26 protein-coding genes are annotated in these 22736 nt (G+C 72.7%); 9 read left to right on the forward strand and 17 right to left on the reverse strand.

The window, feature by feature from the left end:
* Positions 1 to 161 precede the first annotated feature (161 nt).
* The 4 genes from ACGFML_RS27875 to hisI all read right to left on the reverse strand — a co-directional run bounded on the left by ACGFML_RS27875 (position 162) and on the right by hisI (position 3215).
* Positions 162 to 407, reverse strand: coding sequence for an HGxxPAAW family protein (locus ACGFML_RS27875; RefSeq protein WP_393548213.1), 246 nt, complete (start codon positions 405 to 407; stop codon positions 162 to 164).
* An 82-nt stretch (positions 408 to 489) separates the two neighbouring features.
* Entirely contained in the window at positions 490 to 1143 is a 654-nt protein-coding gene (locus tag ACGFML_RS27880; protein ID WP_393548215.1) for a TIGR02234 family membrane protein, read from the reverse strand.
* 126 nt (positions 1144 to 1269) lie between these two features.
* Entirely contained in the window at positions 1270 to 2793 is a 1524-nt protein-coding gene (locus ACGFML_RS27885) for an anthranilate synthase component I (RefSeq protein ID WP_393548217.1), read from the reverse strand.
* An 11-nt stretch (positions 2794 to 2804) separates the two neighbouring features.
* Positions 2805 to 3215, reverse strand: a complete 411-nt coding sequence (hisI, locus tag ACGFML_RS27890) for a phosphoribosyl-AMP cyclohydrolase (protein ID WP_393548219.1) — start codon at positions 3213 to 3215, stop codon at positions 2805 to 2807.
* Positions 3216 to 3239: 24 nt separating this feature from the next.
* On the opposite strand from hisI, the gene ACGFML_RS27895 reads away from it, so the two are divergent.
* Together ACGFML_RS27895 and ACGFML_RS27900 are read left to right on the forward strand one after the other, a co-directional pair.
* On the forward strand, positions 3240 to 3383 hold the full coding sequence (locus tag ACGFML_RS27895; protein WP_393548221.1) for a hypothetical protein: 144 nt from the start codon (positions 3240 to 3242) through the stop codon (positions 3381 to 3383).
* A gap of 46 nt (positions 3384 to 3429) precedes the next feature.
* Positions 3430 to 4062, forward strand: a complete 633-nt coding sequence (locus ACGFML_RS27900; protein WP_393548222.1) for a TIGR03085 family metal-binding protein — start codon at positions 3430 to 3432, stop codon at positions 4060 to 4062.
* A gap of 10 nt (positions 4063 to 4072) precedes the next feature.
* Here ACGFML_RS27900 and ACGFML_RS27905 read toward each other — a convergent pair whose 3' ends face one another.
* Positions 4073 to 4972: a LysR family transcriptional regulator gene (locus tag ACGFML_RS27905; RefSeq protein ID WP_393548224.1), complete on the reverse strand. Its 900-nt coding sequence runs from the start codon at positions 4970 to 4972 to the stop codon at positions 4073 to 4075.
* A 95-nt stretch (positions 4973 to 5067) separates the two neighbouring features.
* Here ACGFML_RS27905 and ACGFML_RS27910 point away from each other — a divergent pair, with 95 nt between their 5' ends.
* Genes ACGFML_RS27910 through ACGFML_RS27920 form a run of 3 tightly spaced genes read left to right on the forward strand, consistent with a single transcriptional unit; the run spans position 5068 to position 8526 of the window.
* Positions 5068 to 5772, forward strand: a complete 705-nt coding sequence (locus tag ACGFML_RS27910) for a succinate dehydrogenase cytochrome b subunit (protein ID WP_393548226.1) — start codon at positions 5068 to 5070, stop codon at positions 5770 to 5772.
* Between the two features lies 1 nt (position 5773).
* Complete coding sequence (locus ACGFML_RS27915; protein WP_393548228.1) at positions 5774 to 7723, forward strand: fumarate reductase/succinate dehydrogenase flavoprotein subunit; 1950 nt, start codon at positions 5774 to 5776, stop codon at positions 7721 to 7723.
* A gap of 59 nt (positions 7724 to 7782) precedes the next feature.
* Entirely contained in the window at positions 7783 to 8526 is a 744-nt protein-coding gene (locus ACGFML_RS27920) for a succinate dehydrogenase/fumarate reductase iron-sulfur subunit (RefSeq protein ID WP_393548435.1), read from the forward strand.
* Positions 8527 to 8892: 366 nt separating this feature from the next.
* Here ACGFML_RS27920 and hisF read toward each other — a convergent pair whose 3' ends face one another.
* The 8 genes from hisF to hisD are packed head-to-tail and all read right to left on the reverse strand — an operon-like array spanning position 8893 to position 14701.
* Positions 8893 to 9648, reverse strand: a complete 756-nt coding sequence (gene hisF / locus ACGFML_RS27925; protein ID WP_393548230.1) for an imidazole glycerol phosphate synthase subunit HisF — start codon at positions 9646 to 9648, stop codon at positions 8893 to 8895.
* 39 nt (positions 9649 to 9687) lie between these two features.
* A complete protein-coding gene (locus tag ACGFML_RS27930; RefSeq protein WP_393548232.1) occupies positions 9688 to 10077 on the reverse strand; it encodes a Rid family hydrolase in 390 nt (129 codons plus the stop codon).
* Between the two features lie 40 nt (positions 10078 to 10117).
* The gene (gene priA / locus ACGFML_RS27935; RefSeq protein ID WP_393548234.1) at positions 10118 to 10849 is read right to left on the reverse strand and encodes a bifunctional 1-(5-phosphoribosyl)-5-((5-phosphoribosylamino)methylideneamino)imidazole-4-carboxamide isomerase/phosphoribosylanthranilate isomerase PriA; all 732 of its coding nucleotides are present in this window, start codon (positions 10847 to 10849) and stop codon (positions 10118 to 10120) included.
* Positions 10849 to 11496 carry an imidazole glycerol phosphate synthase subunit HisH gene (gene hisH / locus ACGFML_RS27940; protein WP_393548236.1) on the reverse strand — a complete coding sequence of 216 codons (648 nt, stop codon included), beginning with the start codon at positions 11494 to 11496 and terminating at the stop codon, positions 10849 to 10851. The genes priA and hisH overlap by 1 nt, the downstream gene beginning before the upstream one ends.
* Positions 11487 to 11651, reverse strand: coding sequence for a hypothetical protein (locus ACGFML_RS27945; RefSeq protein ID WP_393548238.1), 165 nt, complete (start codon positions 11649 to 11651; stop codon positions 11487 to 11489). Before ACGFML_RS27945 ends, hisH begins: the two co-directional genes overlap by 10 nt.
* Positions 11652 to 11655: 4 nt before the next feature.
* Positions 11656 to 12261 carry an imidazoleglycerol-phosphate dehydratase HisB gene (gene hisB, locus ACGFML_RS27950; RefSeq protein ID WP_393548240.1) on the reverse strand — a complete coding sequence of 202 codons (606 nt, stop codon included), beginning with the start codon at positions 12259 to 12261 and terminating at the stop codon, positions 11656 to 11658.
* Positions 12258 to 13379, reverse strand: coding sequence for a histidinol-phosphate transaminase (locus ACGFML_RS27955; RefSeq protein WP_393548241.1), 1122 nt, complete (start codon positions 13377 to 13379; stop codon positions 12258 to 12260). Before ACGFML_RS27955 ends, hisB begins: the two co-directional genes overlap by 4 nt.
* Positions 13376 to 14701 carry a histidinol dehydrogenase gene (gene hisD / locus ACGFML_RS27960; protein ID WP_393548243.1) on the reverse strand — a complete coding sequence of 442 codons (1326 nt, stop codon included), beginning with the start codon at positions 14699 to 14701 and terminating at the stop codon, positions 13376 to 13378. The genes ACGFML_RS27955 and hisD overlap by 4 nt, the downstream gene beginning before the upstream one ends.
* A 209-nt stretch (positions 14702 to 14910) precedes the next feature.
* On the opposite strand from hisD, the gene ACGFML_RS27965 reads away from it, so the two are divergent.
* From ACGFML_RS27965 to ybaK, 3 genes are all read left to right on the forward strand, one after another.
* A complete protein-coding gene (locus ACGFML_RS27965) occupies positions 14911 to 16512 on the forward strand; it encodes an oxidoreductase (RefSeq protein ID WP_393548245.1) in 1602 nt (533 codons plus the stop codon).
* Between the two features lie 369 nt (positions 16513 to 16881).
* Complete coding sequence (locus ACGFML_RS27970) at positions 16882 to 17628, forward strand: LON peptidase substrate-binding domain-containing protein (RefSeq protein WP_393548247.1); 747 nt, start codon at positions 16882 to 16884, stop codon at positions 17626 to 17628.
* 65 nt (positions 17629 to 17693) lie between these two features.
* Positions 17694 to 18203 (forward strand): Cys-tRNA(Pro) deacylase, encoded by a 510-nt coding sequence (gene ybaK, locus ACGFML_RS27975; protein WP_393548249.1) that lies wholly within the window; start codon positions 17694 to 17696, stop codon positions 18201 to 18203.
* A gap of 80 nt (positions 18204 to 18283) precedes the next feature.
* On the opposite strand, the gene ACGFML_RS27980 is transcribed toward ybaK, so the two are convergent.
* The 4 genes from ACGFML_RS27980 to ACGFML_RS27995 form a co-directional block, all read right to left on the reverse strand.
* Positions 18284 to 18946 carry an ABC transporter permease gene (locus ACGFML_RS27980; RefSeq protein ID WP_393548251.1) on the reverse strand — a complete coding sequence of 221 codons (663 nt, stop codon included), beginning with the start codon at positions 18944 to 18946 and terminating at the stop codon, positions 18284 to 18286.
* A gap of 68 nt (positions 18947 to 19014) precedes the next feature.
* A complete protein-coding gene (locus ACGFML_RS27985; protein WP_393548437.1) occupies positions 19015 to 19818 on the reverse strand; it encodes an ABC transporter permease in 804 nt (267 codons plus the stop codon).
* 85 nt (positions 19819 to 19903) lie between these two features.
* Positions 19904 to 20914, reverse strand: a complete 1011-nt coding sequence (locus tag ACGFML_RS27990; protein ID WP_393548255.1) for an ABC transporter ATP-binding protein — start codon at positions 20912 to 20914, stop codon at positions 19904 to 19906.
* Between the two features lie 27 nt (positions 20915 to 20941).
* Positions 20942 to 22234 carry an NYN domain-containing protein gene (locus ACGFML_RS27995; protein WP_393548257.1) on the reverse strand — a complete coding sequence of 431 codons (1293 nt, stop codon included), beginning with the start codon at positions 22232 to 22234 and terminating at the stop codon, positions 20942 to 20944.
* A 305-nt stretch (positions 22235 to 22539) separates the two neighbouring features.
* On the opposite strand from ACGFML_RS27995, the gene ACGFML_RS28000 reads away from it, so the two are divergent.
* The gene (locus tag ACGFML_RS28000) at positions 22540 to 22716 is read left to right on the forward strand and encodes a hypothetical protein (protein WP_393548259.1); all 177 of its coding nucleotides are present in this window, start codon (positions 22540 to 22542) and stop codon (positions 22714 to 22716) included.
* Positions 22717 to 22736 lie beyond the last annotated feature (20 nt).

The following is a 22736-nucleotide window of genomic DNA, read 5'->3' on the forward strand; positions in this document are numbered from 1 at the left end:
GCCAAGGGATCGGTCACGCTGCCCATGGTGACGCCGGATGCGCGAAGGCGCAGCTTCTCGGCCGCCGTACGGGGTGGGCACGGACGGCGGGTACGGCACCGGGGTGCGTACGGGCCGGGAAGCGGCGCCTTCGGGGTGCTGCGGAGGTGCGGGAGCGGTGGTCAGCTCTCCTGCGGCTGCGCCTGCGCCTGCGGGCGCGGTCGGGCCGAGCGCTTGGGCTCCGCGCCCAGGCCCGCCATGTGCATCACGCCGCCGACCACGGCGCCGAGGCCGATCAGGACGATGCCCGCCCAGAAGCCGGGGACGTTCGCCAGGACGATGAAGGCTCCGGAGACACAGAAGCCGATGAACGAGATGATGACGCCGGTCCAGGCGGCGGGGGTGTGTCCGTGGCCACTGCTCGACATGAGTGCTCCTCGCTGCTCTCTCGCGCCGGGGTCCGGGCGCGGTAATCGTCGTCCATTGTCACCGATGCCGAGGGCGGCACCGTTACCGGGTGGGGTCCTCGCCGCGGTCCAGGGACTTCCAGATCTCCTCCGGACGGTCCGGATCCGTCAGCGCCGGAGCGCGCCGCGGACCGCGGGCGCCACCCGGCGTGCGCTCGTACCGGCCCGACATCGCGGGCCAGTGGCGGCCACGGACCAGGGCGAGCAGCCCGGCGGCCAGCAGCAGCAGGCCACCGACCGCGGTCACCCACGGCCACGCCGTGTGCGTGACGCGATGCACATCGGTGCCGGCCAGACCGACCGCCGTGGACGCCTTCTCGCGCAGCGCCGAGGTGTCGGAGTTGCCGAGCGCGGCGGCGACGGCGGTGCCCAGGCCGCTGAGCGCGAGGAGGGCGGCGACGGCGAGCCGGCCGGCCCGGCGGACCGCGAAGACGGCGACCAGCGCCGCGAGGCCGACGACGGCCAGCGCGCCGGGCACACCGGTCACATCGCTGCCGGTCACGCTGCGCGGCAGTTCGCCCTGGGCCAGGACCGCGGTACCGGTGGCCCACGTCCGGCTGGCGGCGAGCAGCGTGAGCGCTGCGCCGGCCGCGCCGGCGAGCAGCGCGAGGGCGAGGCTGCGCCGGGCGCTGCGGGGCTCGGCGGGTTGCGCGGGCCCGGGCGCGACGTCTGTACGGGGCTGGGGTGCGGCACTCACGCGTACCACTATCGCGCACCGCGTCGCGGCGCCCGCCGCGCGGGGGGGGTGGCCCGATCAGGACGGGTGCTTCGGGAGCGGCCCGGGCCGCTCCCGAAGCACCCGTCCTGATCGCAACGACAGGCCTTAGGTCGCCAGGTGGTTGGCGCTGTGCACGGCCCGCAGCACGGCGGCCGCCTTGTTGCGGCACTCGGTGTCCTCGGCGACCGGGTCGGAGTCGGCGACGATGCCGGCGCCCGCCTGGACGTAGGCCGTGCCGTCCCGCAGCAGGGCCGTGCGGATGGCGATGGCGGTGTCGGAGTCGCCGGCGAAGTCCAGATAGCCGACGCAGCCGCCGTACAGGCCGCGCCGGGTGGGCTCCAGTTCCTCGATGATCTGCAGGGCGCGGGGCTTGGGCGCGCCGGAGAGGGTGCCGGCCGGGAAGCACGCCATGAGGACGTCGAAGGCGGTCCGGCCGTCGGCGACCGTGCCGGTCACCGTCGAGACGATGTGCATGACGTGGCTGTAGCGCTCGACGGACATGAAGTCGACGACCTCGACGCTGCCGGGCTCACAGACCCGGCCCAGGTCGTTGCGGCCCAGGTCGACCAGCATCAGATGCTCGGCGCGCTCCTTGGGGTCGGCCATCAGCTCGTCCGCCAGCGCCTGGTCCTCCTGGACGGTCGCGCCGCGCGGGCGGGTGCCGGCGATGGGGTGCACCATCGCCCGGCCGCCCTCGACCTTCACCAGCGCCTCGGGGCTGGACCCCACCACGTCGACCCCGCCCTCGAAGCGGAAGAGGTACATGTACGGGCTGGGGTTGGTGGCGCGCAGCACCCGGTAGACGTCCAACGCGCTTGCCGTGCACGGGGTTTCGAAGCGCTGGGAGGGCACCACCTGGAACGCTTCGCCGGCCCGGATGCGCTCCTTGATGTCCTCGACCACCTCCTGGAAGGCCGGGCCGCCCCACTCGGCGGTGTAGGGCGGGACCTCGGAGGGCGGCAGCGCGGCGGTGCCGGCGGGCACCGGGCGGGCCAGGTCGTCGGCCATGGCGTCCAGCCGGGCCACCGCGTCCGCGTACGCCTCGTCGATGCCGGTCTCGAGGTCGTTGTGGTTGATCGCGTTGGCGATCAGCAGGACCGTGCCGCTCCAGTGGTCGAGGACCGCGAGGTCGGAGGTGAGCAGCATGGTCAGCTCGGGCAGCCCGAGGTCGTCCTCGGTGCTGTCGCCGACCTTCTCCAGGCGGCGCACGATGTCGTAGCCGAGGTAGCCGACCATGCCGCCGGTGAACGGCGGCAGGCCCCCGCCCTCGACCAGGTCGTGCGGGGTGTGCAGCGCCTCGACGGTGGCGCGCAGCGCGGCCAGCGGGTCGCCGTCGGTGGGCACGCCGACGGGCGGGGTGCCCAGCCAGTGGGCCTGGCCGTCGCGGGTGGTGAGCGTCGCGGCGCTGCGGACTCCGATGAACGAGTACCGCGACCACGTACGGCCGTTCTCGGCGGATTCGAGGAGGAAGGTGCCGGGGCGTTCGGCCGCGAGTTTGCGGTAGAGCCCGACCGGGGTGTCGCCGTCCGCGAGGAGGCGCCGGGTGACGGGGATGACCCGCCGGTCCTTGGCGAGGGTGCGGAAGGTGTCGAGGTCCGGTGCGGCGGTGCCGGTGGTTCCCGTGGTCATGTCAGCGGAGCCTACTGGCCGGCGGTCGGGGCGGTGATCAGCACGTCCGCGTCGAAGCAGGTGCGGTCGCCGGTGTGGCAGGCCGCGCCGGTCTGATCGACCTTGACCAGGATGGTGTCGGCGTCGCAGTCCAGGGCCACGGACTTGACGTGCTGGACGTGGCCGGAGGTGTCGCCCTTGACCCAGTACTCCTGGCGGCTGCGGGACCAGTACGTGCCGCGGCCGGTGGTGAGGGTGCGGTGCAGCGCCTCGTCGTCCATCCAGCCGAGCATCAGCACCTCGCCGGTGTCGTACTGCTGGGCGATGGCGGGAACCAGGCCGTCCGCGCCGCGCTTGAGGCGGGCGGCGATGGCGGGGTCCAGGGAGGGCGAGGCGGGGGACGGGGCGTCGGAGGCGGTGGCGCGGCTGCTCATGGTGTCCATTGTGCCGTGCGGCATCCTGCTGCCATGCATCCGCCGCAGCCGCCGCCTCCGCCCCCTCCCCCGGACCAGGACCGGGCGGCGAGGGTCGCGGTGCGGGTGCTGGTCTCGGTGTTCCTGGCCGCGGTGGCCGTCGGGGTGGTGCTGGTGGTACTGGCGCTGACGCGCTGAGTGCGGCGCCGTGGCAGCGGGGGGAGGGCGGTCGTAGGGTGGCCGTATGTCGACCCATGCGAAGCGTGAACGGCTCCTCCTCGCCGATCTGTTGGAGAGCGCGGGACCGGAGGCGCCGACCCTGTGCGGGAACTGGACGGCGCGGGATCTGGCCGCGCACGTGGTGGTCCGTGAGCGGCGCGCCGACGCGGCGGGCGGGATCCTGGTGAAGCCGCTGGCGGCGCGGCTGGAGCGGGTGCAGGCGGAGTTCGCGGGCCGTCCGTACGAGGAACTGCTCCGGCTGATCCGGACGGGCCCGCCGCGGATGTCGCCGTTCGCGCTGAAGCAGATCGACGAGGCGTCGAACACCGTGGAGTTCTTCGTCCACGGCGAGGACGTACGGCGGGCCCAGCCGGACTGGAGCCCGCGGGACCCGGACCCGGTCTTCGCGGACGCGCTGTGGTCACGGCTCGAGAAGATGGCGCGGGTGCTGGGCCGCAGGGCGCCGGTGGGCGTGGTGCTGCGGCGCCCGGACGGCCAGACGGCGGTGGCGCACCGCGGTACCCCGGTGGTCACGGTCACCGGGGAGCCCGGCGAGCTGACGATGTTCGCCTTCGGGCGGCAGGACGCGGCGCGGGTGGAGCTGGACGGGGAGAAGGAGGCGGTCGACCGGCTGCTGACGGCGCAGCTGGGCGTCTGACCGGCCCCGCTCAGGTCATCGCCACGTCCAGGTGCGCCATCAGGATGCGCTCCAGTTCGCGGGCGGCGCGCGGCGGTGAGACATCGCCGCGGTGGGCGACCGAGACGACACGGTGCATGCCGGGGGTGGCGAAGCCGGTGACGCGCAGGCCGGAGCGTTCGGCGACCATGCTGGGGACGACGGCGATGCCCAGCCCGGCCCGTACGAAGCCGAGGACGGCGTCCATCTCGCCGCCCTCGACGGTGAAGGTGGGGTCGAAGCCGGCCGCCCGGCACGCCGCGGTGGTGAACTCCCGCAGGTCGTAGCCGCGGCGGAACATCACCAGCGGGCGGCTGCGGAGGTCCTCGACACGGACGCGGGTGCGGCGGCCGGCCGCCGGGGCGGGGCGGTCCGGGGCGGAGACCACCACCAGCTCCTCGCGCAGCAGCTCGACGGTGACCAGGGCCGGGGCCTGGACCGGCAGCGGCGTGATGATCAGGGCGAGGTCGAGTTCGCCGTCTGCCAGCGCCCGGACGAGGTCCTGGGAGCCGTCCTCCGTCACGATCAGCTCGACGCCCGGGTAGGCGGCGTGGAAGGCGCTGAGGACGTCGGGGACGAGGCTGGCGCAGAGGCTGGGCGGGGCGCCGAGACGCAGCCGCCCGCGGCGCAGCTGGGCGACCTCCTGGACCTCCCGGCGGGCGGTCTCGGCGTCGGCCAGGATGCGGCGGGCCAGCGGCAGCAGGGTCTCGCCCGCGTCGGTGAGGGAGATGTGGCCGCGCGCGCGGTGGAAGAGCGCCGCCCCCAGCTCCCGCTCCAGGGACCGGATCTGCTGGGAGAGCGAGGGCTGGGCGACGTGTTCGCGCTCGGCGGCGCGGGTGAAGTGGCGGGTGTCCGCGACGGCCGTGAAGTAGCGGAGCTGCTGCAGCTGCATAAGAGGAATATAAGGCAGTGATAGTCCCAGCCTATGGAGATGAGCCGCACCATGTCTTGGACTGATGGGCGGGGTCGTCCCTACCGTCGGGACTCATGGCACTGGACACGCGGACGGAACGACGGCCGTCCTTCGCCGGCCTCCTTTGGGGCTCGACCGTCGGCAAGAAGACGGCGATGGCCGTCAGCGGCATCGTGATGCTGCTGTATCTGGTCGTCCACATGCTGGGCAACCTCAAGATCTTCTTCGGGGCGGTGGACTTCGACGCGTACGCCGCGTGGCTGCGCACCATCGGCGAGCCCTTCCTGCACCACGAGTGGTTCCTGTGGATCGCGCGACTGGTGCTCCTCGCCGCCGTCGTCACGCACGCGGTGGCCGCGTTCCAGCTCAGCCGCCGCGACATCGCCGCCCGGCCGGTCCGCTACGCCCACAAGCGGCGCCGGGCCGGCTATGCGACCAGGACCATGCGCTGGGGCGGCATCATCCTCGGCCTGTTCATCGTCTGGCACATCCTGGACCTGACGACCCTGACGGTGAACCCGCGCGCCGAGGCCGGCCACCCGTACGCCAACGTCGTCGCGACCTTCTCCACCTGGTACGGCGACGTCGTCTACATCGCCGCGATGCTCGCGCTGGGCCTGCACGTCCGGCACGGCTTCTGGAGCGCCGCACAGACCCTCGGCGCCGGCAACGCGGCCCGCGACCGCACGCTCAAGGCCACCGCCGATGTCCTCGCGCTGCTGCTGACGGCGGGCTTCATCTCCGTACCCGTCGCCGTCATGACCGGATGGGTGAGCTGACGTGACCGCATACACCGACTACACGACCGGCACCCCGGTCGCCGACACCAAGGCCCCCCAGGGCCCGATCGCCGAACGCTGGGACACCCGCCGCTTCGAGGCGAAGCTGGTCAACCCGGCCAACCGGCGCAAGCACACCGTGATCGTCGTCGGCACCGGCCTGGCGGGCGGCGCGGCCGGGGCCACGCTCGCCGAACAGGGCTACCACGTCGTCCAGTTCTGCTACCAGGACTCGCCCCGCCGGGCGCACTCCATCGCCGCCCAGGGCGGCATCAACGCCGCCAAGAACTACCGCAACGACGGCGACTCGGTGCACCGCCTCTTCTACGACACCGTCAAGGGCGGCGACTTCCGCGCCCGCGAGTCCAATGTGCACCGCCTCGCGCAGGTCTCGGTGGAGATCATCGACCAGTGCGTGGCGCAGGGCGTCCCGTTCGCCCGCGAGTACGGCGGCCTGCTCGACACCCGCTCCTTCGGCGGCGTCCAGGTCTCGCGGACCTTCTACGCCCGCGGCCAGACGGGGCAGCAGCTGCTGCTCGGCGCGTACCAGGCGCTGTCGCGGCAGATCGCGGCGGGGAACGTGGAGATGCACCCGCGCACCGAGATGCTGGACCTGATCGTGGTGGACGGCCGGGCGCGCGGCATCGTCGCCCGCGACCTGATCACCGGGAAGATCGACACCTACTTCGCCGACGCGGTCGTCCTGGCCTCCGGCGGCTACGGCAACGTCTTCTACCTCTCCACCAATGCCATGAACTCCAACGCGACCGCCGCCTGGCGGGCGCACCGGCGCGGCGCCTACTTCGCCAACCCCTGCTTCACCCAGATCCACCCCACCTGCATCCCGCGCACCGGTGACCACCAGTCCAAGCTGACGCTGATGAGCGAGTCGCTGCGCAACGACGGCCGTATCTGGGTGCCGAGGGCCAGGGGCGACGCGCGCTCCCCCAGGGACATCCCCGAGGACGAGCGCGACTACTACCTGGAGCGCATCTACCCCGCCTTCGGCAACCTGGTGCCGCGCGACATCGCGTCCCGGGCGGCGAAGAACGTCTGTGACGAGGGGCGCGGGGTCGGCCCCGGCGGCCAGGGCGTCTACCTCGACTTCGCCGACGCCATCGCCCGGATGGGCCGCAAGGCCGTCGAGGCGAAGTACGGCAACCTCTTCGACATGTACGCCCGGATCACCGACGAGGACCCGTACGAGGTCCCGATGCGGATCTACCCGGCCGTGCACTACACGATGGGCGGCCTCTGGGTCGACTACGACCTGCAGACCACCGTCCCCGGCCTGTTCGCCGTCGGAGAGGCCAACTTCTCCGACCACGGCGCCAACCGCCTGGGCGCCTCCGCGTTGATGCAGGGCCTGGCCGACGGCTACTTCGTCCTGCCCTCCACCATCAACGACTACCTCGCCCGCCATCCGCACCACGACGCCGTCGACGCCGGGCACCCGGCCGCGGCCGACGCCGTACGGGAGACCGAGGAGCGGCTGGCGCGGCTGCTGGCCGCCGACGGGGACCGTACCCCCGACTCCTTCCACCGCGAGATCGGCGAACTCATGTGGGAGTACTGCGGGATGGCCCGCACCGACGAGGGGCTGCGCAAGGCCCTCGACCGGATCCCGCAGATCCGTGAGGAGTTCTGGCGGCGGATCAAGGTCCCCGGCACCGGCGAGGAGTTCAACCAGTCGCTGGAGAAGGCCAACCGGGTCGTCGACTACCTGGAGCTCGCCGAGCTGATGTGCCTCGACGCGCTGCACCGGGCCGAGTCCTGCGGCGGTCACTTCCGCGAGGAGTCCCAGACCCCGGACGGCGAGGCCGCCCGCCGCGACGAGGAGTTCTCCTACGCCGCTGCCTGGGAGTTCACCGCGACCGGCGCGGCGCCCACCCTGCACAAGGAAGACCTCGCCTTCGAGTACGTCCATCCCACCCAGCGGAGCTACGCATGACTGCCGACTCCCGGGGGGCACAGCGCCCGACAGCGGATACGCCGCAGGCCGCACCCCCGATGTCCCTCACCCTGCGCGTCTGGCGCCAGAAGAACCCCGACGCCCCGGGCGCCATGTCCACCTACGAGGTCGACGGCATCTCCCCGGACATGTCCTTCCTCGAAATGCTCGACACCCTCAACGAGTCGCTGATCCTGACCGGCGACGATCCGGTCGCCTTCGACCACGACTGCCGCGAGGGCATCTGCGGCGCGTGCAGCCTCGTCATCAACGGCGACGCCCACGGCCCGGAGCGCACCACCACCTGCCAGCTGCACATGCGGTCCTTCTCCGACGGCGACACGATCGACATCGAGCCCTGGCGCGCCTCGGCCTTCCCGGTGGTCAAGGACCTCGTCGTCGACCGTTCCGCCTTCGACCGCATCATCCAGTCCGGCGGCTACATCACCGCCCCGACCGGGGCCGCCCCCGAGGCGCACGCCACCCCGGTTCCCAAGCCGGACGCGGACTTCGCCTTCGAGCACGCCGAGTGCATCGGCTGCGGCGCCTGCGTGGCGGCCTGCCCGAACGGCTCGGCGATGCTGTTCACCTCGGCGAAGGTCAACCACCTCAACGTCCTGCCGCAGGGCTCGCCGGAGCGCGCAACACGCGTGGTGGACATGGTCGGGCAGATGGACGACGAGGGCTTCGGCGGCTGCACGCTCGCCGGCGAGTGCGCCACGGCCTGCCCCAAGGGCATCCCGCTGTTCAGCATCACCAAGATGAACCGCGAGTTCGTCCGGGCGGCCCGCAAACGGGGCTGAGGGACGGGAGGGTCGTCCCGGCCGGGCGGCGGTTCGCCTTCGGGCGGGCGGGTTCCGTAACGGGGCGAGCGGCTCCCGTACGGATCGAGCGGCTTCCGTACGGATCGAGCGGCTTCCGTAGGGGTGGGGCGAACGGATCCCGTAGGGGGTGCGAGCGCCCCCTACGGGGCCTCAACGCGGGGCGCCAGCAGGGGTATTCCGGCCGGACCGCCGGACCGCCGGACCGTCGGACCGCCGGACCGCCGGACGGCCCGACCGGATCCACGGCCCGGGCCCGCCTGCCCGCCTGCCCGCCTGCCCGCCTGCCCGCCTGCCCGCCTGCCCGCCTGCCCGCCTGCCCGCCTGCCCGCCTGCCCGCCTGCAGGGCTACCGCACCGGGTGACCCGCGTCCCGCAGCGCCCCCTTGACCTCACCGATGCGCAGATCGCCGAAGTGGAAGACGGAGGCGGCCAGTACCGCGTCCGCGCCCGCCGCCACCGCGGGGGCGAAGTGGTCCAGCTTGCCGGCACCGCCCGAGGCGATGACCGGGACGGTCACGTGCTTGCGGACGGACTCGATCATTTCGACGTCGTAGCCGTCCTTGGTGCCGTCGGCGTCCATGGAGTTCAGCAGGATCTCGCCGGCGCCGAGTTCGGCGGCCCGGTGGGCCCACTCGACCGCGTCGATCCCGGTGCCCCGCCGGCCGCCGTGGGTGGTGACCTCGAAGGTGCCCCGCTCCGTACGGCGGGCGTCCACCGAGAGGACCAGGACCTGGCTGCCGAAGCGTTCGGCGATCTCGCGGATCAGGTCGGGACGGGCGATGGCGGCGGTGTTGACGCCGACCTTGTCGGCGCCGGCCCGCAGGAGCTTGTCCACGTCCTCGGGGGTACGGACGCCGCCGCCCACGGTGAGCGGGATGAAGACCTGCTCGGCGGTGCGGCGCACCACGTCGTAGGTGGTCTCACGGTTGCCGGAGGAGGCGGTGATGTCGAGGAAAGTCAGCTCGTCGGCACCCTCGTCGCCGTAGATCCTGGCCATCTCCACCGGGTCGCCCGCGTCGCGCAGGTTCTGGAAGTTGACGCCCTTGACGACCCGGCCGTTGTCGACGTCCAGGCAAGGGATGACTCGGATCGCCAGGGTCATGGCTGATCGGACCTCTCTGCAGGTTCTTGGATCCGAGAGTCAGGACTCTTCTCGGAAGGCTTCCAGTTCTACTTCGACCAGGACCCGGGAGTCGACGAAGCCGGAGACCACGACCAGGGTCGCGGCGGGCGGGGCGGCGTCGAAGATCTCCCGGTGTGCCCGGCCGGCCGCATCGACATCACGCAGGTGGGTGAGGTAGATGCGGGTGCGCAGGACGGCGGAGGCGTCCAGCGCGAAGGGCTTGAGGGCGTCCAGGGCGTTGGTGAAGGCGGCCTTGGTCTGGACGTACGGGTCGCCCTCCCCCTGCAGGACGCCGCCCACCAGTGGCATGGTGCCGGCTACCAGGACACGGTCGCCGGCCGCCACTGCACGGGCAAAGCCGATGGTTGCTTCCCACGGGCTGTCGGTCCGTACGCGCTCGATGGTCATCACGCCGCCTTTCGGTCACGTCGTCACGCCGGGCCGCGCCTCATGACACGGCGGCCAGCGCCTCTTCGAGGGTGAACGCCTTTGCATAGAGCGCCTTGCCGACGATCGCGCCCTCGACACCTGCCGGGACGAGACCGGCAAGGGCGCGCAGGTCGTCGAGGGACGAGACGCCGCCGGACGCCACCACCGGGCGGTCCGTGGCCGCGCAGACATTGCGCAGCAGCTCGAGGTTGGGGCCCTGGAGCGTGCCGTCCTTGGCGATGTCGGTGACGACGTAGCGGGCGCAGCCCTCGGAGTCCAGACGGGCCAGCGTCTCGTACAGGTCGCCGCCGTCGCGGGTCCAGCCGCGGCCGCGCAGCGTCGTCCCGCGTACGTCCAGACCGACCGCGATCTTGTCGCCGTGCTCGGCGATGACCTTGGCGACCCACTCAGGGGTCTCCAGGGCGGCGGTGCCGAGGTTGACGCGGCGGCAGCCGGTGGCGAGCGCGGCGGCCAGCGAGGCGTCGTCGCGGATGCCGCCGGACAGCTCGACCTTGATGTCCATGGAGCCGGCGACCTCGGCGATCTGCGCCCGGTTGTCCCCGGTGCCGAAGGCGGCGTCGAGGTCGACCAGATGCAGCCACTCGGCGCCGGCCCGCTGCCAGGCGAGGGCCGCCTCCAGCGGGTCGCCGTAGGAGGTCTCGGAGCCGGACTCGCCGTGCACCAGGCGGACGGCCTGACCGTCGCGGACGTCCACGGCGGGGAGGAGTTCGAGCGTGGCGGGCTGGGACATCACAGGGTCTCGATCCAGTTGTTCAGGAGCTGGGCGCCGGCGTCGCCGGACTTCTCGGGGTGGAACTGGGTGGCCCAGAGCGGGCCGTTCTCCACGGCGGCGACGAACCGCTCGCCGTGGGTGGCCCAGGTGACCTTCGGCGCGACGAGGTGCTGGTTGCCGACCTCCAGCTCCCAGTCGTGCACCGCGTAGGAGTGCACGAAGTAGTAGCGGGCGTCGGCGGGCAGGCCGGCGAAGAGCTGGGAGCTCCCGGCGGCGTCGACGGTGTTCCAGCCCATGTGCGGGACGACATCGGCCTTGAGCGGGCCGACCGTGCCGGGCCACTCGTCCAGGCCCTCCGTCTCGACGCCGTGCTCGATGCCGCGGCCGAAGAGGATCTGCATGCCCACGCAGATGCCCATCACGGGGCGACCGCCGGACAGCCGGCGACCGACGATCCAGTCGCCGCGGGCGTCCTGGAGCCCCCGCATACAGGCGGCGAACGCACCGACGCCGGGGACCAGCAGGCCGTCGGCCTTCATGGCGGTGTCGTAGTCACGGGTGATCTCGACCTCCGCTCCGACGTGCGCCAGGGCGCGCTCGGCGGAGCGGATGTTGCCGAAGCCGTAGTCGAAGACCACGACCTTCTTGGCGGCGGTCAACTCCACACCTCCAGCCGGAGCACACCCGCGGCCAGGCACATCGCGGAGCCGATGGCGAGCACGGTGATGATGCTCTTGGGCAGCTGCTGCTTCCAGAAGGAGTAGACGCCGCCGAGGAGGAAGAGGCCGATCAGGATGAAGACTGTCGAGAGGCCGTTCACGGCGCTACAGGGCTCCCTTGGTGGAGGGGAGGATGCCGGCCGCGCGCGGATCGCGCTCGCTGGCGTAGCGCAGGGCGCGGGCCAGCGCCTTGAACTGGCACTCCACGATGTGGTGGGCGTTGCGGCCGTACGGCACGTGGATGTGCAGGGCGACCTGGGCCTGGGCGACGAAGGACTCGAAGATGTGCCGGGTCATCGTCGTGTCGTAGCTGCCGATCATCGGCGCGATGTTCTCCGGCTCGGAGTGGAGCAGGTACGGGCGGCCGGAGAGGTCGACGGTGACCTGGGCGAGCGACTCGTCCAGCGGGACGGTGCAGTTGCCGAAGCGGTAGATGCCGACCTTGTCGCCGAGGGCCTGCTTGAAGGCGGCACCCAGCGCGAGGGCGGTGTCCTCGATGGTGTGGTGGGTGTCGATGTGCAGATCGCCGTCGGTCTTGACCTTGAGGTCGAAGAGACCGTGCCGACCGAGCTGGTCGAGCATGTGGTCGTAGAAGCCGACCCCGGTCGAGACGTCGACCTGTCCGGTGCCGTCGAGATCGATCTCGACCAGGACCGTTGTTTCCTTGGTGGTGCGCTCTACGCGTCCAACGCGGGCGGTTGCCCCGTTCATCGCTCGTTCTCCTTCAGGCTGCGTTCTTTGAACACCGTGCGGACCGCGTCGAGGAACGCGTCGTTCTCGGCCGGGGTGCCGGCGGTGACCCGCAGCCAGCCCGGTACGCCGTTGTCCCGGACCAGCACGCCGTGGTCGAGGATGGCCTGCCAGATCTCGTGCGCGTCGTCGAAGCGGCCGAACTGCACGAAGTTGGCGTCCGAGTCGACGACCTCACAGCCGATCGCCCGCAGCTCGCCGACCAGGCGGTCGCGCTCGGTCTTGAGCTGCTCGACGTACTTCAGCAGCGTATCGGTGTGCTCCAGGGCGGCGAGCGCGGTGGCCTGGGTGACGGCCGAGAGGTGGTACGGCAGCCGCACCAGCTGGACGGCGTCCACCACGGCGGGGTCGGCGGCCAGATAGCCCAGCCGCAGGCCGGCGGCGCCGAACGCCTTGGACATCGTGCGCGAGACCACCAGATTCGGCCGGCCCTCGATGAGCGGCAGCAGCGAGGGCCGGTGGCTGAACTCGCCGTAGGCCTCGTCGATCACCACGAGGGACGGCTTGGCGGCCTGCGCGGCGTCGTACAGCGCCAGGGCCGTGTCGGCCCCGACGGCGGTGCCGGTCGGGTTGTTGGGCGAGCAGATGAAGACCACGTCGGGCCGCTGCGCGGCGATGGTCGCCTTCGCCGCCTCGATGTCGATGGTGAAGTCGTCGTTGCGCGGGCCGGAGATCCAGCCGGTGCCCGTCCCGCGCGAGATCAGGCCGTGCATGGAGTACGACGGCTCGAAGCCGATGGCCGTGCGGCCGGGCCCGCCGAAGGTCTGCAGCAGTTGCTGGATGACTTCGTTGGAGCCGTTGGCGGCCCAGACCTGCTCCTTGGTGACCGGGTGGCCGCCGGTGCGGGAGAGGTAGGCGGCCAGCTCGGTGCGCAGCTCGACGGCGTCCCGGTCGGGGTAGCGGTTGAGCTGCCGGGCGGCCTCGGTGACCCGTTCGGCGATCCGCCGGACCAGCGCCTCGGGCAGCGGGTAGGGGTTCTCGTTGGTGTTCAGGCGTACCGGCACGTCCAGCTGCGGGGCGCCGTAGGGGGACTTGCCGCGCAGCTCGTCCCGGATGGGGAGGTCGTCGATCTTCGTCACTTGCTCTGCGGGACCTTCCAGTCGAACCTGGCCTTGAGCGCGGCGCCGTGGGCCGGGAGGTCCTCGGCCTCGGCGAGGGTCACCACATGGTGGGCGACCTCGGCCAGCGCGTCGCGCGTGTAGTCCACGACGTGGATGCCGCGCAGGAAGGACTGCACGGACAGGCCCGAGGAGTGGCAGGCGCAGCCGCCGGTGGGCAGGACGTGGTTGGAGCCGGCGCAGTAGTCGCCGAGCGAGACCGGGGCGTAGGCGCCGACGAAGACCGCGCCGGCGTTGCGGACCCGGGCGGCCACGGCGGCGGCGTCGGCGGTCTGGATCTCCAGGTGCTCGGCGCCGTACGCGTCGACGACCTTCAGGCCCTCGTCGAGGCCGTCGACGAGGACGATCGCGGACTGCCGGCCGGACAGCGCCGGAACGATGCGGTCCTCGATGTGCTTGGTGGCCGCGATCTGCGGCTCCAGCTCCTTCTCGGTCTTCTCGGCCAGCTCCACCGAGTCGGTGACCAGGACGGCCGCCGCCATCGGGTCGTGCTCGGCCTGGCTGATCAGGTCGGCGGCGACGTGCACCGCGTCGGCGGTGTCGTCCGCGAGGATCGCGATCTCGGTGGGCCCGGCCTCGGAGTCGATGCCGATCCGGCCCTTGAGCAGGCGCTTGGCGGCGGCGACGTAGATGTTGCCGGGGCCCGTGACGAGGTTGGCCGGCGGGCACTCCTCGGTGCCGTACGCGAACATCGCGATGGCCTGGGCGCCGCCGGCGGCGTAGACCTCGTCGACGCCGAGGAGGGCGCAGGTGGCCAGGATCGTCGGGTGCGGCAGGCCGTCGAAGTCGGCCTGGGGCGGCGAGGTGACGGCGAGGGAGGCGACGCCCGCCTCCTGGGCGGGGACGACGTTCATCACGACGGACGAGGGGTAGACCGAGCGGCCGCCGGGGACGTACAGGCCCACCCGCTCGACCGGCACCCAGCGCTCGGTGACCGTGCCGCCGGGGACGACCTTGGTGGTGTGGTCGCTGCGGCGCTGCTCGCGGTGGACGATCCGGGCGCGCCGGATGGACTCCTCCAGGGCGGCGCGGACGGCCGGGTCCAGCTCGTCGAGGGCCTTGTGCAGCTCCTCCGCCGGGACCCGTACCCGCTCGATGTCGACGCCGTCGAACCGCCGCGCGTACTCGATCAGCGCCGCGGTGCCACGATGGCGCACGTCCTCGCAGATGGGCCGCACCTTCTCCAGGGCGGCTTCCACGTCGAACTCGGCACGGGGCAGCAGGTCGCGCAGGGCGCCGCCCTCGGGGAGGGCGTCACCGCGCAGATCGATTCGGGAGATCACCCTCCCAGTGTCTCAGACCCGATCTCGGGCCCGGCCGCCCGTATCACTCAGTGATACACAGCGAGGCGAAGCCTGGACGCCTGCCGTACGGGCCGGAACCGGCCGCGCGAAGTTGACCGGAGTTGATCCTCACCGCGCGTGTTCAACCGGTTACGGGACGGGCAGGTGATCCGTACAGGCGTACGGGGAGAGTGAAAGGGGGATGCACGGTGACCGAACCCTGGGACGGGGACGCGCCCGCCGACCTGCAGCTGACATCGGCGGAATGGAGCATGTGGCAGGCGTTCCGCAACGGCAGCACCTGCGATCTGCACATAGGAGACCCGGCCCGCGACGATCCGCACGGCCAGCACCTGTGGGGCCCGGAGCGCCGGGTGCGGGCCCGGGTCCTGGCGTTACTGCTTCTGGAGGGGCCGGTGGCCCAGCCGGGACGCGTGCCCGCGCTCAAGCTCACCGGTGCGTACATCACGGACACTCTCGACCTTGCGGGCGGCACGATCAAGCCATTCGTCGAGCTGCGGGACTGCCGCTTCGAGGCGGAGGTGGTGCTGCCGGAGAGCCGGTTCACGACGCTGCGGATGGTGAACTGCGCGATACCCCGACTGGAGGCCGCCCGGCTGCAGACCGAGGGCGATCTGCACCTGCCGCGCTGCGTGGTGCAGAACGGCATCCGACTGACCGACGCGCACATCGGCACGGACCTGATGCTCAATCAGACCGTGGCGCACAAGGACCGCCAGGGCCGCTCCGTCATGGCGGACGGACTGACCGTCGCCCAGGACCTCCAGGCCGAGATGATGGAGTCCTACGGCGAGCTGTCGCTGCGTGGCGCCACCATCGGCGTGTCGCTCAGCCTGCGCGGCAGCCGGCTGAGCAACCCCTTCGGCCGCCGGGCGCTCAACGCCCCCCAGCTGACCGTCGAGCGGACCCTGTACCTGACCGCCGCCGGCCTGGCGAACTCCCCGTTCTCCAGCGGCGCCACTCCCCCGTACGGCACCCTCCACACCCCCTCCCGGGGCACCCGGATGCAGCGCTTCGAGTGCGAGGGTGGGATGCGGCTGGACGACGGGCGGTTCGGCGACGCGGTCGACTTCGAGCACGCCCGCTTCATCATGGAGTCCGACCAGGAGCTGTCGCTGCGCCGGATCCAGACGCCCGAGCTGCGGTTCCTCGGCGAGCGTCCGCAGCGCGGCCGGGTGATCCTCTCCGGCGCCCGGGTCGTCAACCTCGTCGACAAATCGGCGAGCTGGCCCGGCCTGGGCGGCCTGTGGATGGCCGGCTTCGCGTACGAGACGCTGATCCCGCGCGGTCATTTCCCGCTCGCGCTGCGACTGCAGTGGGTGGCCGCGGCAACCCCGGAGTACGCACCCGAGCCGTACGAAATGCTGGCCGCCTCGCTGCGCGCCAGCGGTGAGGACGCCGACGCCCGGGAGGTGCAGCTGGCCAAGCAGCGGCGCCGCCGCGAGACGCTGCCGCTGGCCGCGAAGACATGGGGGTTCCTGCAGGACTGGACGGTGGCGTACGGCTACCGCCCCGGGCGGGCCGCGGTCTGGATGGCCATCCTGTGGGCCATCGGCACGGTCTATTTCTCCACCAACCCACCACCCCCGCTCAAGGCGGGCGAAACCCCTCCCTGGAACCCCTATCTCTACGCCCTCGACCTGCTGCTGCCGGTGATAGATCTCAATCAGGGCGCGGCCTGGAAGCCGTGCGGCGGGGCGCAGTGGGCGGCGGCGGTGCTGATCCTGGCGGGCTGGATGCTCGCGACGACGGTGGCGGCGGGCGCGTCGCGGCTGCTGCGACGGCAGTAGTCCGGCCCGCGGCGCTCGGCCGGCGCCCCACGTTGTCGGCTTTCCCGCCGGTCCGCTGCGCTTGGCCGGCGCCCCACGTTGTCGGCCGTCCCGCCGTGGGGGTTGTTCGCCGTTGCTCCCCCACTGCCTAAAGGGCGTGGGAGGTACCCCCACGCGGCAGGCGTGCGTTTGTAGGGTGCGGTGCCGGACCGCAGGACGGAGTCCGGAGGGCCGGGCCCGCAGCCGAACAGCCCCGCGCAGCGGCCACAGCCCGCCGCAGGCGCCACGGCGACAAACCCCTACGGCGGGACGGCCGACAACGTGGGGCCCAAGCCAAGCGCAGCGAACCGGCGGGAAAGCCGACAACGCGGGGGGCTAGGCTTACCGGCTGTGACCTCCGTGCGCCTGCCGCTCTTCCCGCTGAACTCGGTGTTGTTTCCGGGACTCGTCCTCCCGCTGAACGTCTTCGAGGCGCGGTACCGAGCGATGATGCGCGACCTGGCCGACCGTCCCGAGGAGGACCGCCGCTTCGCGGTGGTCGCCATCCGGGACGGCCGCGAGGTCGCGCCGACCGCACAGGGCATGCCGGACGCCACGCTGCCGGTCGCCGACGGCCCCGCGGCGGGCTTCGGCGACGATCCGGTGCAGGCGTTCCACACGGTCGGCTGCATCGCGGACGCGGCCACCATCCGCGCCAAGTCGTCCGACGACGACACCGGCTACGAAGTGCTGGCGACCGGCACCGCCCGCTTCCGCCTCGGGTCGGTGGACGCCTCCGGGCCGTATCTGACGGTCGAGGCGGAGGAGCTGGACGACGACGAGGGCGAGGGCGCGGGCGCGCTCGCCTCCGGTGTCGTGCGCGCCTTCCGCACGTATCAGAAGCGGCTTGCCTGGGCGAACGAGCGGACCCTGTCGAGCGGTCAGGACCTGCCCGCGGATCCGGCGGTGCTGTCGTATCTCGTCGCCGCGGCGGCCGTTCTGGACGTGCCCGCCAAGCAGCGGCTGCTGGAGGCGCCGGACACCGCCTCCCGGCTCGGCCAGGAGCTCGAACTCCTTCGCCAGGAGTCCGCGCTGCTCGGTAAGCTTCCGTCGCTGCCGGCGGTGGACCTGACCCGGCAGCCGACCAGCCCCAACTGACCGATGGCGCCGGCGGGTCGCGGCAGGACGACGTAGGGCGTCAGGACGACCTGAGGCGTGGGGAAGTGGCCAGGAAGACCAGGAAGAGCCAGCAGCCCGGGGGGCAGGGCACGCCCGCCACGGTCGCGCTCGCGGCCTCCGGGGTCCCGTTCACGGTGCATGCCTATGAGCACGATCCGGCGGCGGCCTCGTACGGCGAGGAGGCCGCCGAGGCGCTCGGTGTCGCACCGGAGCAGGTGTTCAAGACGCTGCTCGCGGATGTCGACGGCACCCTGACCGTGGCCGTGGTTCCGGTGTCCGGCTCGCTGGACCTCAAGGCGCTGGCGGCGGCGGTCGGCGGCAAGCGGGCCGCGATGGCCGATCCGGCGGCGGCCGAGCGCAGCACGGGATACGTCCTGGGCGGGATCTCGCCGCTCGGCCAGCGCAAGCGGCTGCGTACGGTCGTCGACGCCTCGGCGCAGGACCACGGGACGGTCTGTGTCTCGGCCGGCCGGCGCGGCCTGGAGGTCGAGCTGGCGCCCGCGGATCTGGTCACGCTCACCGGGGCGCGCTGGGCGCCGATCGCCCGCGGTTGACCCGGGGCGGCCGGTGACGGCCGACCGCCGGGCCGTGCGGCCCGGCGGCGCGCGGCACATCCGGGCCGAGCGCGTCCCTGCTAGGACGCGGCCGGCGGCTCCTGCTCGTAGTGGCCGGACCAGTCCGGGAACGGCGGTTCCGGGTCACGCGGGCCGAACAGACCGGTCAGCGCCAGCTGGGCCAGCATCGCCGCGATCGGCCAGGCCAGCAGCGCGCCCTTGGCCCCCAGGCGCAGCGGCCCGTCGAAGGTGACGCCGGGGCCGACCTGCTTGGCGTGCGCGGCCACATCCGCCATGGGCCCCAGCCACATGCCCGTCAGCCAGCCCAGCGTGGCGCCGAGCAGGCCGCCGACGACCAGCGCCACCACCAACGGGATCCCGCCACGGCGGCGGAAGAGGAAGGCCACCGCGGCGGAGAGCAGGCCGAAGCCGAGGCAGAGCAGCACGAAGGTGCCGTCCGCGCCGATCGCCTCCTCGCCCTCGGTGTTCTTGAGGTAGACGGCCTTGGTGTCCGAGATCAGCGGCGTGTGCGGGGCGAGCCAGTTCCACAGCACGCCGAGCAGCAGGCCGCACACCGCGACCAGCAGGGCGATCACCGCGCCCTCGCGCAGCTCGCGGACGAATCCGGGGCCGCCGAGGCCCCCGTCGTCGGCCGTGGCCCCCGTAGGGGCGGCCGGTGCGGCCCAGGGGTTCTGCGGTTCGTCGGGCGGTTGGTTGTCGCGTGGCGTCAGCGGTGCGGTCACCCCGTCATCGTGCCAGGTCGGCGCGGTGCGGCGGGAAGAGGGACGCCCGAGCGGCTCACCGGCGCCGGTCATCGGACCGCGGCGCGGCGATATGCCCAGGTCGCGGCGGCCAGCGAGAGCACGCCCACGGCGGCGCAGACGCCCAGGTCGGCGCCGACCATGAGCCAGTCGGGGTGGGCGTCGAAGCTGCGGGTGAGCGCCTCCACACCGTAGGTCGAGGGCAGCAGATCGCGGGCGTATCCGATCACGGCGGGCAGTCCGCCGGCCGGGAGGACGCCGAGCAGCAGCGCGGCCGACATGCCCAACTGACCGCAGAGCGTGGCGATTTCCTGGCGCGGGGCGAGCAGGCCGAGGGCGGCACCGAGGCCGGAGAGCGCCGCTCCGGACAGCGGGATCACGGCGGCCAGCACCCACAGGTGGGCCATCGGCAGCTGGAACAGGACGCCGCCCGCGAGGGCGGTGACGACGGCGCCCGGCACGGTGAACGAGGCGTAGGCGCCTGCCGCGCCCAGCACCACGGCGGCCGGCGGCACCGGCAGCGTCGCGTAGTGGTCGAGCCCGCCGCCGGCCCGCAGCTGACCGAAGTACTGGGCGAGCAGGTTCAGCGCGACGAAGGCCACGACCAGCACGCTGGCCCCGGACACCACGGCCCGGGCCCCGGCCCCGTCGTCGACCACGCCACGCATCAGGATCATGATCCCGACGGACTGGAAGGTGGCGACGAACAGCAGCGGGATCCGTGCGACCCGGGCCCGGGAGAGCTGGGCGCGGTAGACGGCGCCGAGCGCGGGCAGCAGTCGGGCGCGGGGCGCCAGCGGGGCGGCCGCCTCGTCCTCGGGCCACGCCCCGGTGTCCCGGGCTGCCCCGGCCACCGCCTGCGCGGGAGCGGCACTCACACTGTCACCGGGCCTTCCTCGATGCTGTTGCGGTACGTCGTCCCCGTGCTCGCCGGTCGTCTCACGCCTTGACCAGCCCTTCCGCGCGTCCACCGAGGGAAAGATAGACGTCCTCCAGGCTCGGCGTGGCGAAGGTGAAGTCGTCCAGGGCGGCGAAGGCCGGGCCCGTGGTGACGGCGAAGGCCGCGGCGCGGGCCGCGTCGGCCGGGAGCCGGAGCGTCCAGCGACGGCCGGAGACCTGGGCGGCGGGCCGCAGTGCGGCGACCTCCGGGACGTCGAGGGGTGGCCGGTCGCGCCACACCAGCTCCAGGCGCACCTCCTGCGCCACGAGTTCCTTGAGTCCGCCGGGCGTGTCGCAGGCGATGACCCGGCCCTGGTCGATGACCGCGACCCGGTCCAGCACGCTCTCGGCCTCCAGGACGTTGTGGGTGACCAACAGGACGGTGGCGCCCCGCTCGGCCCGGCGGCGGTCCACCGCCGCCCAGACGGCACGGCGTGCGAGCGGGTCCATGCCGGTGGTCGGCTCGTCCAGCACCAGCAGCGGGCGCTCGCCGGCCAGCACGGTCGCGAAGCAGGCCAGCCGGCGCTGGCCGCCGGACAGCTTCTTCAGAGGGCGCCCGGCGATCTCCGTCAGCCCCAGCTCGTCGAGGACGGCGTCCCGCTCGGCGCGGGCCGCGCGCAGGTCGAGTCCGCGCAGTCGTCCGGTGGTCTCCACGGCGAGGGCGACGGTCAGCTCGTCCAGGGCGGTGGACTCCTGCCCCAGATAGCCCAGCAGCCGGGCGGCACGCTCGGGATGGCGCACCAGGTCGTGGCCGAGGACGCAGATGCGGCCGGAGTCGGGGCGCAGCAGTCCGGTCAGCTGGCGCACCAGGGTGGACTTGCCGGCGCCGTTGGGGCCGAGCAGCCCGAAGATCTCCCCGCGCCGCACCTCCAGGTTGATGCCGTCGCTGGCGCGTACGGCGGGCGCCCGGTCCGCCCCGCGACGCCCACGCACCGCGGGGTAGGTCTTGACGAGGTCCCGCACGACGCACGCCGTTCCGCCGTGGTCCACCTGTTTTGCGCCCGTCCTCACGAGCTACGAGGGTACGCGTCCTCGGCCTCAGGTCCCCGACGGGGTGTGCTCGGCGGCGGTGCGCAGATCGACCTCCCGCCAGAACCCGGCCCGGATCGCGTAGCGGTCGTGCTCGTCGATCTGGTCGTCCTTGTGGGCCAGCAGGCCGAAGCGGGCGGCGTAGCGCAGCAGTTCCCCGTCGATGCGGTGCGGGATGCGCGGGTACTCCGTCGAGAGCTGCTGGAGGTGGGCGGTGTCGGAGAGCCGCTCGGTCCAGCGGCGGGCGAAGACCTGGCCGACCTCGAAGGGATCGCCGCTGACGGCGGTGATGTCCTCCTCGCGGTCGGCCCAGCGCTGCTCGGCGCTGGTCAGCTGGGCGAGGGTGGGCAGGGATGCGGTCTCGGACGGTTCGCCGAGGGTGCCGCTGCGCTCGGCCCAGCCCTTGTCCGAGGACCAGCGCAGGGTGGCGGAGGGCGCCGGCACATGGACGCCGTTGCCGTTGCCGTTGCCGACGGGCGCGGTGTGGGTACGGCCCAGGCCGGCCAGATCCTTGGGGGTGGGGACGACCCGGGAGCCGCCGGGGCCCGCTCCGCCGTTGGTCTCATCCCGGTCGGCGGCCGCGGGGCGGGCGCTGCCGTTGGTGCCGTTGCGGTCGTGGGTACGGTCGGCGCCGTCCGGGCCGGCCGCTGCGGCGGCCGCGGCGGCGGCGACGGCGGATTCCGGCAGCGGGGCGGAGAGGATCGCGGCGATCTCCGGGCGCGGGGCGGGCTGCGGGGCGCAGGACATGCTGAGTTCCTTGGCCCGTACGGCCCGGGTGATCCAGGCACGGTCCAGGACCCGCCGCTCATCGGCCTCGGCGACCAGGTCCTCGGACTGGTTGTAGTCGCCGTCCGCGGCCTGGACGGCCCACAGGTGGACGGCGACGCCGTGTTCCTTCGCGGACATCAGGCCGGGCAGCAGGTCGCCGTCGCCGGTGACGAGCACGATGTCGGAGCAGGCGCGGTTGCGGGCGAGCTCGGTCAGCTCGGCGTGCATCGCGGCGTCCACCCCTTTCTGCGCCCAGCGGCCGTCGCTGCGGGTCAGGGCGCCCAGCCGGACGGTGACCCGGGGCATCACCCGCAGCCTGCGGTGCTCGGGCTGGGGGACGCGGTCGGGGGCGCCGTCGAACCAGTAGATCCGCAGCAGCGGCCGTTCCGTGTCGGCCTCGGCGCGCTGTCTCAGGCCCTGGATGAGGGCGGCGTGGTCGACGGAGATCCGGGACCGGGTGGGTTCTCCGGCGAGCAGGCTCGCGGCGGCGCCGAGCAAATACCCGGCGTCCACCAGGACGACGCAGCGATCCACGTTCCACCCTCTTCCCTGAGGTGCTGAAAGCCCGGTCGCCCCCCGGCTCGGCCTGTGGCACGAGTTTCTTCGGCTTTCCCTCGAGTCTGCCCGACCGTACGGGGGTTATCTGCCCCGTCTCGATCATCGGCGTGGCGGATTCGGCGGGGATCTCGGGCACATGGCGTGCACCTTTTCGCGCCCGTCGTGACCAACGCCGACTAACGGACCGCATCACGCACGGTAATTGCCCGAAATGCGATATTCGTCACGCCGTGTAAGTCTGGTCCCGGCCCCGATCAAGGACCCCCTCAGGAGGCACGGCCATGGCTAAGAACAAGGGCAAGAAGGACCGAAGTCAGCAGAAGGGCAGCCCGGCCGAGCGCGGCCAGCAGGCGGCCGAGAAGTCGGCCATCGAGGCCATCTCCCAGCCGCAGCAGCACGCGCAGGGCAGCCCGGCGGACGTCGCCCGCAAGCACCAGCGGCGCTTCGGCCACAACTGAGTCCGGCCGCAGACGAGTTG

Origin of the sequence: Streptomyces sp. NPDC048650, from assembly GCF_043199095.1 — a bacterium.
Taxonomy (GTDB): domain Bacteria; phylum Actinomycetota; class Actinomycetes; order Streptomycetales; family Streptomycetaceae; genus Streptomyces.

What these genes read in the sequence shown, in the direction of transcription:
- ACGFML_RS27875 (WP_393548213.1), bottom strand. Translation starts at nt 407, where the DNA reads ATGTCGAGCAGTGGCCACGGACACACCCCCGCCGCCTGGACCGGCGTC.
- ACGFML_RS27885 (WP_393548217.1), bottom strand. Translation starts at nt 2,793, where the DNA reads ATGACCACGGGAACCACCGGCACCGCCGCACCGGACCTCGACACCTTC.
- hisI (WP_393548219.1), bottom strand. Translation starts at nt 3,215, where the DNA reads ATGGACACCATGAGCAGCCGCGCCACCGCCTCCGACGCCCCGTCCCCC.
- ACGFML_RS27895 (WP_393548221.1), top strand. Translation starts at nt 3,240, where the DNA reads ATGCATCCGCCGCAGCCGCCGCCTCCGCCCCCTCCCCCGGACCAGGAC.
- ACGFML_RS27900 (WP_393548222.1), top strand. Translation starts at nt 3,430, where the DNA reads ATGTCGACCCATGCGAAGCGTGAACGGCTCCTCCTCGCCGATCTGTTG.
- ACGFML_RS27905 (WP_393548224.1), bottom strand. Translation starts at nt 4,972, where the DNA reads ATGCAGCTGCAGCAGCTCCGCTACTTCACGGCCGTCGCGGACACCCGC.
- ACGFML_RS27910 (WP_393548226.1), top strand. Translation starts at nt 5,068, where the DNA reads ATGGCACTGGACACGCGGACGGAACGACGGCCGTCCTTCGCCGGCCTC.
- ACGFML_RS27920 (WP_393548435.1), top strand. Translation starts at nt 7,783, where the DNA reads ATGTCCCTCACCCTGCGCGTCTGGCGCCAGAAGAACCCCGACGCCCCG.
- hisF (WP_393548230.1), bottom strand. Translation starts at nt 9,648, where the DNA reads ATGACCCTGGCGATCCGAGTCATCCCTTGCCTGGACGTCGACAACGGC.
- ACGFML_RS27930 (WP_393548232.1), bottom strand. Translation starts at nt 10,077, where the DNA reads ATGACCATCGAGCGCGTACGGACCGACAGCCCGTGGGAAGCAACCATC.
- priA (WP_393548234.1), bottom strand. Translation starts at nt 10,849, where the DNA reads ATGTCCCAGCCCGCCACGCTCGAACTCCTCCCCGCCGTGGACGTCCGC.
- hisB (WP_393548240.1), bottom strand. Translation starts at nt 12,261, where the DNA reads ATGAACGGGGCAACCGCCCGCGTTGGACGCGTAGAGCGCACCACCAAG.
- ACGFML_RS28000 (WP_393548259.1), top strand. Translation starts at nt 22,540, where the DNA reads ATGGCTAAGAACAAGGGCAAGAAGGACCGAAGTCAGCAGAAGGGCAGC.